The organism is Kitasatospora sp. NPDC001683, from assembly GCF_053596495.1.
In genome coordinates, this window is record NZ_JBSFGK010000159.1 from 1 (window position 1) to 10,922 (window position 10,922).

Sequence of the window (10,922 nt, forward strand, 5' to 3'; positions counted from 1 at the left end):
GGCGCGGGCAGAGCCCTACGGTCCACCTTCCCGTTCGGCGTCAACGGCAACACGTCCAACACCACGACCGCCGCGGGCACCATGTACTCCGGCAGTCGACGGCGCAGTGCGGCCCGCAGGTCCGCGGCCAGGGTGTCGGCGACCGAGGCGGGGTCGGACGGGACCACGTAGGCGACCAGCTGGCCGGCACGGTCCGACCGGGGCACCACGGCGGCCGCGGCCACTCCGGGCTGCGCGGCCAGGGCGGACTCGATCTCGCCGAGCTCGACCCGGTGGCCGCGCACCTTCACCTGGTCGTCGGTGCGGCCCAGGTACTCGAGCGTGCCGTCGGCCCGGCGCCGGGCCAGATCGCCGGTGCGGTACATCCGCTCGCCCGGCTCGCCGAACGGGCAGGCGACGAATCGCGAGGCGGACAGGGCCGGCCGCCGCAGGTAGCCGCGGGCGAGGCCGTCGCCGGCCACGTACAGCTCGCCGGCCACCCCGACCGGCACCGGCCGCAGCCGCTCGTCGAGGACGTAGGCGCGCATGTTGCCGATCGGCCCGCCGATCGGCGGCCGGGCGTCGCCCTGCAGCGGATCGCTCATGGTGGCGCACACGGTGGTCTCGGTGGGGCCGTAGGCGTTGACCAGCCGGCGCCCCGGCGACCAGCGCGCCACCAGGTTCCCGGAGGCGGCCTCACCGGCCACGACCAGCGAACGCACCGACGGCAGGTCCTCGGGCGCGAGGACGTCCAGTGCGGTCGGCGGGAGCGTCAGGTGGCTGACCCCGTAGGCCTCCACCAGCTCGGCCAGCGGAGCACCGGGGCGCAGTCGGTCGGGCTCGGCGAGTACGAGGGTCGCGCCGGACAGCAGCGCCATGACCAGCTCCCAGAACGCCGCGTCGAAGCTGAACGAGGCGAACTGGAGCACCCGGTCGCCCGGGCCGACGACCAGTCGGTCCCGTTGGGCGGCGAGCAGGCCGGCCACACCGCGGTGGGTGGCGACCACTCCCTTGGGCTGCCCGGTGGAGCCCGAGGTGAAGATGACGTACGCGGGGTGGCCGAGGTCGAGCGGGCTGCGGCGGTCCCGGTCCTGGACGTCGTCGTCCGGGAGGTCTGCCGACCCGGCGGTGTCGAGCACGATGTGTTCCGTGCCGACCGGCAACGCGGCGGCCAGGGCGCCGGTGGTGACGGTGAGCGCGGGGGCGCCGTCGGCGAACAGGTAGGCGATCCGCTCGGCGGGGTAGTCGGGGTCGACCGGGAGGTAACCGGCACCCGCCTTGAGGACACCCAGCATCGCGACCACGAGGTCGGCGGAGCGGGGCAGCATCAGCGCGACGACGGACTCCGGGCCGATGCCCCGGCCGATGAGCAGCCGGGCCAGCCGGTTGGCTCGGCGGTTGAGCTCGGCGTACGACAGCGCGGTGTCGGCGAACAGGACCGCGGGCGCGTCCGGGGTCCGGGCGACCTGGGCCTCGAACAGGGCCGGCACCGTGAGCGCCGGCACCTCCCGGCGGGTGTCGTTCCAGCCGGTGGTGAGCAGGCGGTGCTCGGCCTCGGTCAGCAGGTCCACCGCGCCGATGGGGCCCGCGGGATCGGCGACCACCGCGTGGAGCAGCCGCTCCAGGCGCTGGACCAGCGTGGCGACGGTCTCCCGGTCGAACAGGTCGGTGCTGTACTCGACGTAGCCTTCGAGGCCGCCGGGGGCGCCGTCGCCGTCGCGGGTCTCGGTCAGGGAGAGCGACAGGTCGAACTTCGCCCCACCGGGGTGGATCTGCTCCTTCCGGACCTCCAGGCCCGGCAGGTCGAGCTCGGACGCCGGGGTGCTCTGCAGCACCAGCATCACCTGGAAGAGCGGGTGCCGGTTGGCCGCTCGGCTCGGGTTGAGCGCCTCGACCAAGCGGTCGAACGGGAGCTCCTGGTGCGCGAAGGCCGCGAGGTCGGCGGTCCGAACGCGGTCCACCAGCTCACCGAAGCCCGGATCGCCCGAGGTGTCGGTGCGCAGCACCAGGGTGTTCACGAAGAACCCGACCAGTTCGTCGAGCGCCTGGTCGGTGCGGCCCGCGAGCGCGGTGCCGAGCGGGATGTCGGTGCCTGCGCCGAGCCTGCTGAGCAGGGCGGACAGGCCTGCCTGCAGCACCATGAAGAGGGTTGCCCGGTGCTCCCGACCCAGCTCCGCCAGGGCGCGGTGCAGCTCGGCGTCGAACCGCACCGGCAGCGCCTCGCCGCGCCGGCCGGACACCGCCGGGCGCGGACGGGCGCCGGGCAGCGGCAGTTCCTCGGGCAGGTCGGCCAGCGCCTCGCGCCAGAAGACCAGTTGGCGGTGGGCCAGGCTCGCGGGGTCGTCCTCCGTGCCGAGCAGCTCGCGCTGCCACAGCGTGTAGTCCGCGTACTGCACCGGCAACGGCTCCCACCCGGGGGCCGAGCCGCCCAGCCGGGCCGCGTACGCGGTGCCCAGGTCGCGGGCCAGGGGCGCCATCGACCACTCGTCGCCGACGATGTGGTGCATCACCAGCAGCAGGGTGTGCTCGGTCGGGGCGAGCGTGAACAGCGAGGCGCGCAGCGGAAGTTCGCGGTCCAGGTCGAAGGGCGTGGCTGCGGCTCGGGTCAGCAGGCCGGGCAGGTCCTCCGCGGTGGCCTCGGTCACCGGCAGGGGCAGCGTGCGGGAGTCGAGCACCTGCTGCCGGACCGGCCCACCGCTCTCGGTGAAGACCGTGCGCAGCGACTCGTGGCGGCGGACCACGTCGTTCAACGCGGCCCGCAGCGCCTCCCGGTCCAGCTCACCGGTGAGCCGCAGGGCCAGCGGCATGTTGTAGGTCGGGTCCGCCCCCTCGATCCGCTGCAGGAACCACAGGCGCTGCTGGGCGAACGACAGTGGCACGGCATCCGGTCGCGGCATCGGCCGCAGCGCGGGGCGGGCCGGCTCGCTCTCGGCGATCCGGTCGGCCAGTCGGCTCACGGTCGGCGCCTCGAAGAGGGTGCCGAGCGGGAGCTCCAGACCGAGCTCCGAGCGGATCAGGCCAGCCAGCCGGGTGGCCAGCAGGGAGTGCCCGCCGAGGTCGAAGAAGCTGTCGTCGATGCCGACCCGGTCGACGTCGAGCGCCCGGGCGAACAGCTCGCAGAGGATCTCCTCCCGGGCGTTGCGCGGGCCACGACCGGCACCCTCGGCCTCGAACCGAGGCGCGGGCAGCGCCCGGCGGTCGAGCTTGCCGTTGGTGGTCAGCGGCAGGGTGTCCAGCAGGACCACTGCGGCGGGCACCATGTATCCGGGAAGCGCCCGGCCGGCGTACGCGCGCAGCTCGGCGGCATCCACCGCGGCGCCTCGGGTGACCACGTAGGCGACCAGCCGCTTGTCGCCGGACCGGTCCTCGTGGGCGATGACCGTGGCCTGGGCGACCTGCGGGTGGCGGGTCAGCACCGCCTCGATCTCGCCGAGCTCGATCCGGAAACCGCGGATCTTCACCTGGTGGTCGGCGCGGCCCTCGTACACCAGCGCGCCGTCCGGGGTCCAGCGGGCCAGGTCGCCGGTGCGGTACATCCGCGCGCCGGCCGAACCGAAGGGGCAGGCGACGAACCGGTCCGCGGTGAGCGCGGGGCGGCCCAGGTAACCGCGGGCCAGACCGGCGCCGGCCACGTAGAGCTCGCCGGTGACGCCGGGCGGCACCGGCCGCAGGGAGGAGTCGAGGACGTAGGCCCGCAGGTCCGCGAGGGCCGGACCGACGGTGCTGCCGGTGTCGGCCGCGGCGCTCGCCCGGTCCAGCGCGCGGTGGGTGACGTGCACGGTGGTCTCGGTGATCCCGTACATGTTGACCAGCGTCGGCCGGTCCTCCGGGTGCCGCTCGTACCAGGCGCCGAGCCGGCCGGGGGCCAGCGCCTCGCCGCCGAAGACGACGTAGCGCAGGCTGAGCGGGGTGTCGGAGCTCTGCTGGTCGGCTTCGACCAGCTGGTAGAACGCGGACGGCGTCTGGTTGAGGACGGTGACGCGCTGCTCGGACAGCAGGGTCAGGAAGTCCCGCGGCGAGCGGGACACCGCGTGCGGCACCACGACGAGCCGACCGCCGTACAGCAGCGCGCCCCACAGCTCCCAGACCGAGAAGTCGAAGGCGTAGGAGTGGAACAGCGTCCAGACGTCCTGGTCGCCGAAGTCGAACTCCCGGTCGGCCGCCGAGAAGAGCCGGGTGACGTTGCGGTGGGGGATCACCACGCCCTTCGGCTTGCCGGTGGAGCCGGAGGTGAAGATCACGTAGGCCGGGTGGTCCTGCCGCAGCGGTGCGCGCCGGTCGGCGTCCACCGGGTTGGTCGCCGGCGCGCCGTCGGTGTCCCGCACCGACTCCACGCTGTCCAGCACCAGCACCGGCCGGCCCTCGGTCAGCACGGCTTCGATCCGCGCCTGCGGGGCGTCCGGGTCGATCGGCAGGTAGCCGGCCCCCGCCTTCAGGACCGCCAGGATCGCCACCACCAGCTCCGGCGAGCGCGGCAGCACGAGGCCGACCAGGTCCTCGGGGCCGGCGCCGCGGGCGATCAGTCGGTGCGCGAGCCGGTTGGCCCGCTCGTTCAGCTCCCGGTAGGTCAGCCGGCTGTCCTGAAAGGTCACCGCGACGGCCTCGGGCGTCCGCGCGGCCTGCGCCTCGAACCGGGCCGGGAGGGTTCCGGCGGCCAGGTCCTCGGCGGTGGGGTTCCAGTCGGTCAGCACCCGGCGGCGCTCCTCCGCGCCCAACACGTCGAGCTGCCCGACCGCCCGGCCGGGTTCGGCGGCGAGCGCCCGCAGGAAGTCCAGGAACCGCCGCCCATGGCCGGCGATCTCGTCGGCGCCGAACGCGGACGCGTTGCCCGCCACCCGTAGCCGCAGCCCGGCGCCCTCGCCGCCGCCCTCGAACGCGAAGGTCAGGTCGTCGACGGGACCGCTCGGCACGCTGTGGATCTCGGCCCGGCAGTCGCCGAACCGCAGACCGGGCTGCAGCGGCAGGAAGTTGACGGCGGGTCCGAACATGCGCCGGGAGTGGGCGCCGAGCCCGAGGTCCTTGCGCAGGTCCTCGCCGCGGTAGCGCTGGTGGCGCAGCAGGGCCCGGAGCTCGCGCGCGACGTATCGCTGGAGGTCGGCGAACGAGGCCTCGGCCCGGACGTCGAGGCGCAGCGGCAGCACGTTGGAGGCCATCCCCGGCGTGGCCTGCATGATGCCGCCGAGGCGGCCGGTGACCGGGAAGCCGAGCACCACGTCCTCGGTGGCGGTGAAGCGGCGCAGGTAGGCCGCGGCGGCGGCGGTGAGCGTGACCTGCCAGGTCGTCCGGGCCTCGGCGGCCAGCCGCTTGAGTTCGGCGACGAGCTGCGGCTCCACCTGCTCGGTGGCCCGCCGGGCCTCGGACCAGAGGCCTAGGTTCCGGTCGGGCAGGCTCAGCAGCTCGGGGTCGTCCGCGAAGCGGTCGAGCCAGTAGGCGCGGTCCTTGCGGCTCTGCTCGGAGGCGGCGTACTTCTCGCCCTCGGCGAGGAACGCGTCCAGGGGGGCGAACTCCGTGGGCGGGGCCTCGACGCCCTCGGCCAGCGCCGTGTAACAGGCGGCAACCTGCTGCACGAGGAGGTTGAACCCGTAGGCGTCGGTCGCGATGTGATGGACCCGGGTGTACCAGAGGTGGTGGTCCGGGGCGAGTCCGAACAGGACCTGGGTGAACAGGGGGCCGACGGAGAGGTCGGTGGTCTCGGTGAGGTCCGCCGACATCAGGTCGTGTGCGGTCTGGAGCGGATTCCGCTCCGCGCTCAGGTCGTGGACGAGGAGTGGCCAGTCGCGCGCGGACCGGACGATCTGCCGGGGGGTCCCGCCCTCTTCGACGAAGCGGACGTGCAGCGCCTCGGCCGAGTCGACGGAATGCCGCAGTGCGCGCTCGAACAAGTCCCGGTCGAGCGCGCCGCGGAGTTCGACGTACCCGCTGATGTTGTAGAGGGTGCTCGCCGGATCCAACTTCTGGGCGTACCAGACGCGCTGTTGGGCCGCAGACAGCGAGAGGGCAGCAGAATGCGATTCGGCGAACACCGTGAGAATCCCCCATTAATCCTCCGGGGGAGTTTCCGTCGCCCCGGTGCGCAGGACTGCGCAGCACTCGTAAAAATGTCCCAGGTCGCCCGCCCACGTCGGATGCTAAGCAACAGTCAGCGGTTGAGTCAATCGCGTATCCGGCTTGACGCCACCTCAGCAACCGCAGGTCACAACCACTTTGCGGCAAGGCGGGAGGCTGCGGGATCGACTCGTTCGGGCCGCCGACCCGGCCGATCCCCCCTTCCCACGACACTACTGCAGGGACTCGCCACTAGTGGGATCGGCCGTCGGGTCCGTGCAAGGACTTCACACCGGGCGTTTCCCGACAACGTGTCGTCGATCACAGGTTGGCGCCCGGCAGGCCCGGGGGATTTGTCCGGATGGTCCCCGGGGGGCGTGGTAGGGTCCGTCTGGTTCCAAGTCAATTACTGTTGTTACGGGGTGAATTGAATGACTGACGATCTGTCACTTGCAATTCGTGGCATTCTGGTGGATGACCTGGAGGTCGACGCCGACCAGATCGTCCCCGACGTGCAGCTCGATTCCCTCGAATTGGATTCGCTCGCCGCCGTCGAGCTCATCACCCTGATCCAGGAGCAGTTCGGGGTCGACATCTCCCCCGAGGAGAGCCGACTGGGGAAGATGACCTTCGCCGAGCTGGTGCAGCTCGTGCAGTCCGGCGTGGGCGTGGCATGACCCGCCCGTTTCCGGCCCCGGTCACCGGGGCCGGGTTGGTCACTCCGGCCGGAATCGGAGTCTCGGACACCTGGCAGGCCGTCCTGGAACCGCGCGAGCTCGCGGTCAAGGACGAGGCGGCGAAGAGCGCCGGCGCCCACTACTGCCTGCGGGTCCCGGCCATCGGGCCCGAGGTCCTGAAGGGCCGGGGTACCGCGCACGTCGACCCGTTCATCCGCTACGCCCTGGTGGCCGTCGACGAGGCGATCCGGGACTCCGGTCTCGACCCGGTCGCCTGGGACGGAAGCCGGGTCGGCGTGGTGGTCGGCACGGGTATCGGCGGTGTGGGGACCCTCACCGCCGCCCAGGACCGGTTCGCCGCACGCGGGCCGGAGGGGGTCACTCCCTATCTGCATCCGCGGTCACTGGCCAACATGGCCGTCGGCACCATCGCGTCGCGCTACGGCATCACCGGCCCGTGCCACACCGTGGTGTCCGCCTGCGCCTCCGGCGCCGCCGCCATCGGCATCGCCCGTGACCTGTTGCGCAGCGGTGCCTGCGACACGGTCATCGCGTGCGGCACCGAGGCCGCCGTGGTTCCGGTGGTGGTGGCCGGATTCGCCCGGATGGGCGCGCTGTCGAAGCGGGACGACGCCCGCGCCTCGCGGCCGTTCGCCGTCGATCGCGACGGCTTCGTCATCTCCGAGGGCGCCGCCGCCCTCGTGCTGGAGACGCCCGAGGCCGTGGCGCGACGCCGGGCCACGGAGCTCGGCCGGGTCCTCGGGTACGGCTGCACCACCGATGCGCACCACCCGACCGACCCCCGGCCGGACGGAGCCCAGGCCGAGGCCGCCGTCCGGCGGGCGCTGGCGGACGCCGGCCTCCAGCCGCAGGACGTCGATCACGTCAACGCGCACGGCACCTCGACGCCGAAGAACGACCGCATCGAGGGCGAGCTGCTGGCCCGGCTGTTCCCGCACGGCCCGTCGGTCACCTCCAACAAGGGCGTGCTCGGCCACACCCTGGGCGCCGCCGGCGCGATCGAGGCCGTGCTGTCCCTCTGCGCCCTCCGGGACGGCGTGGTGCCGCCGGTGGCGCACACCGAGGTGGTCGATCCGCAGCTGCCCGGGCTGGACGTCGTCCTCGGCGCGCCCCGCCGCGCCGCGCCCTCCGTGGTGGTCAGCAACTCCTTCGGCTTCGGTGGCACCAACTCCGCGCTGGTCCTGGGGAACTGAGCGCCGAACCGCCCGTCAGCCGGGTGCCAGCGCCCCGGCTGCCGTTGATCGATGGGACCCGAGACATGACAGACAAGCGCGTGACCGCGCTCACCCACCTCCTCGCCGAGCCCGACTTCGCCGAGATCCGGCCCCTCGAGCAGAGCCTCCACGCCTACAGCCTGCAGACGCTGCACCGCGCCCGGCTGCTCAACTCGGCGGGTATCACCGCGAATTCACTGTGGCTCGGCCGGGGGACCACGAGCGAGTTCGCCGACTTCCTGCGCTCGATGGGCTGGATCGGCGCCTACGACGCCTCGCTGGCCAACGTCCTCGTCTCGCACCAGATCGCCGGCGACGCGCTGCTCAGCCACGCCGATCCCGACCAGCTCGCGCAGTACGGCCCCGAGATCGACCGGATGACGAAGGTCTACTGCTTCGCCGCCTCCGAGTTGCACGCCGGCTCCGACCTCAAGCGGATCGGCACCACCGCCACCTACCGGCACGCCGACCGCAGTCTGGTCCTGCACACCCCGGAGCCCGCCGACAGCAAGGTCTGGATCGGGAACAGCCTGTACACCGGGGACGTGGCCATGGTGCTGTCCCGCGTCGTCGTCGACGGCCGGGACGAGGGGCACCACTGGCTGCGGGTGCCGCTGCGCTCCGAGGGCCGCCTGATCGACGGGGTCCACGTCCGTGGCGCCGAGCCCAAGGGCGGTGTCGAGGCCAACCAGACCGGCATCATCACCTTCGACCGGTGCGTCCTGCCGGTGTCCGCCATGATGAGCCGCTGGGCGCGGATCGACGAGCAGGGGCGCTACCACTCCCCGCTCAAGCGCTACCGCCGGTTCGACGAGTGCCTGGCCACCTTCACCCACGAGCGCCTCTTCCCGACCGCCGGGGCGGGCATGGCCCAGCGGCTCGCCTGCGCCGTCACCGTCCGCTTCGCCGACCTCAAGAAGGCGTTCGGCGGCCCGCTGATCAGCCACCCGCACTACCGGATGCGGCTGCGCACCGCAGCGGGACGGGCCACGGCGGCCAAGCACGCGCTGGAGGCGCTGACCGCCGTCGCGGTCGACCGCCACGACGACCGGCCACCGTCCGAGGACCGCCTGCTGCACGCGCTGGTGGCCTGCGGCAAGACCGGCAGCACCGGCGACGCCCGGCACACCCTCGCGGACGCCCGGGAGCTGTGCGGCGGTCTCGGCTACCACCGGCTGAACCAGATCTCGCCCTTGCAGCACGACTACGAGATAGCGGTGACCTTCGGCGGGGACAACACCGTCCTCGGCTACCAGGCCTCGCGCTTCGCCCTGCGCGAGCGCGAAGCGCTGGCCGCCCTGCTCGACGCCGCGATCCGCCCCCATCAGGACGCCTCGCGGCTGCTGGAGGTCATGCGGGCGGTTTGCGATCAGCTGCTGGCGGACGTCGACCGCCAGGGCCCCGGCGCGGCCAGTACCGCCTGGTCCCGGGCCGTCTACCAGACCCTCGCCCTCGGCCACTGGGCCGCGCACGAGCCGACCGAGACCGGACAGGCGCTCCTGCGGCACTACGCGGCCGGCTGCGTCCTGGAGCACGGGGTGACCGCGCTGCGGGCCGGCGCCCTGACCCAGGAGGAGTTCCTGCGGGTCGCCGAACTGCACGAGGAGGAGGGCGCGGCACCGATGGACGCCGCGGACCTGCTCAAGGTGCTCGACGTGCCCGAGGCGCTCATCACCGCTCCCATCGCCCACGCCGACTTCGCCGACCGCCACCTCGCGCAGGCGGTGGCGGTGCCGGAGGGCCGTCCGGGTCCCGCGGCCGTTCCGCTCCGCGACCCGGCGTGACCGCCCGTCCGGAAGGACCCCGAGAGATGCCCGACATCCGTGCCGTCGTCACCGGCATCGGCAGCTGCCTGCCGCCCGACGTGGTGTCCAACGACGACTTGTCCCAGGTCCTGGACACCTCGCACGACTGGATCCTCAGTCGGACCGGGATCGCGCAGCGGCACGTGGTGAGGCCCGGTACGAGCACCGGCGACCTGGGCACGGCCGCCGGTGCCGCCGCCCTGGAGTCGGCCGGACGCCGGCGCTGCGACCTGGTGCTGCTGGTCACCACCACCCCCGACCAGCCGTGCCCGGCCACGGCCCCGCAGATCGCCGCTCGGCTCGGGATGGTCGGCGTGCCGGCCTTCGACCTGTCGGCGGTGTGCTCCGGCTTCGTCTACGGGCTCACCGTCGCCTCGGCGATGATCAGCTCCGGTGGCTACGACAGCGTGCTGCTCGTCGGCGCGGAGACCTACTCCACCATCATCGATCCGACCGACCGCAACACCGCCGTGCTCTTCGGCGACGGGGCGGCGGCCGTGGTGCTGGAGCGCGGAACCCCCGGTGCCCCGGGCGAGGTCCTCCACGCCGAACTGGGCAGCGACGGCAGCCGGTCCGAGCTGATCACCGTCCCCGGCGGCGGGTCGCGGGCACCGCACCCCGCCGTCGACGAGGCTTCGCGCTACTTCCAGATGGCCGGCAAGGAGGTCTTCAGCCGCGCGGTGGAGACCATGAGGCGCTCCGCTCGCGACGTGGCCGAGGCGGTGGGCTGGTCGATGGATCAGATCGACGCGTTCGTCGGCCATCAGGCCAACGCGCGGATCCTGCGCGCGGTGGGCAAGCGCCTGGGCGTCCCCGCCGACCGGATCGTCTGCCACCTCGCCGAGGTGGGCAACACCGCGGCGGCGTCCATCCCGCTGGCCCTCGCCTGGGCCGCCGCCCAGGGCCGGATCTCCGCCGGCGACCGCGTCCTGCTGACCGCCTTCGGCGGTGGCCTGACCTGGGGCTCGGTGGCCCTGCGCTGGCCCGCGGTCCGTCCGGTCCGTGCGGAGGTCGGCCTCCCCGATGCCCCGGTCCCCGTAGGCGGGGGCGACCGGGTGGCGCCCCCGCAGCCTGACGCACCCTGAGTGAAGAGCAGGAGCACCAGGATGAACAGCGCGGAGCCGCCCGTCAGCAGCGGGTTCAGGCTGTCGTGGTTGCCCCCGCCCTCGGCGAGCAGGTTC

At 73.3% G+C, this 10,922-nt stretch carries 5 protein-coding genes; 4 read left to right on the plus strand and 1 reads right to left on the minus strand.

Features of this window, described 5'->3' with window-relative positions; genetic code table 11:
* Positions 1–6,002: amino acid adenylation domain-containing protein (locus ACWCYO_RS38960; RefSeq protein WP_449786846.1), on the minus strand; the 6,002-nt coding region annotated here is incomplete at its 3' end.
* 453 nt (positions 6,003–6,455) lie between these two features.
* Here ACWCYO_RS38960 and ACWCYO_RS38965 point away from each other — a divergent pair.
* The 4 genes from ACWCYO_RS38965 (at position 6,456) to ACWCYO_RS38980 (ending at position 10,826) form a co-directional block, all read left to right on the plus strand.
* Positions 6,456–6,701 carry an acyl carrier protein gene (locus ACWCYO_RS38965; RefSeq protein ID WP_270142644.1) on the plus strand — a complete coding sequence of 82 codons (246 nt, stop codon included), beginning with the start codon at positions 6,456–6,458 and terminating at the stop codon, positions 6,699–6,701.
* The gene (locus tag ACWCYO_RS38970; protein ID WP_270142646.1) at positions 6,698–7,915 is read left to right on the plus strand and encodes a beta-ketoacyl-[acyl-carrier-protein] synthase family protein; all 1,218 of its coding nucleotides are present in this window, start codon (positions 6,698–6,700) and stop codon (positions 7,913–7,915) included. The genes ACWCYO_RS38965 and ACWCYO_RS38970 overlap by 4 nt, the downstream gene beginning before the upstream one ends.
* Positions 7,916–7,980: 65 nt before the next feature.
* Positions 7,981–9,720, plus strand: coding sequence for an acyl-CoA dehydrogenase family protein (locus ACWCYO_RS38975; RefSeq protein ID WP_449786847.1), 1,740 nt, complete (start codon positions 7,981–7,983; stop codon positions 9,718–9,720).
* 26 nt (positions 9,721–9,746) lie between these two features.
* Complete coding sequence (locus ACWCYO_RS38980) at positions 9,747–10,826, plus strand: beta-ketoacyl-ACP synthase III (RefSeq protein ID WP_449786848.1); 1,080 nt, start codon at positions 9,747–9,749, stop codon at positions 10,824–10,826.
* The last annotated feature ends 96 nt before the right edge of the window (positions 10,827–10,922 follow it).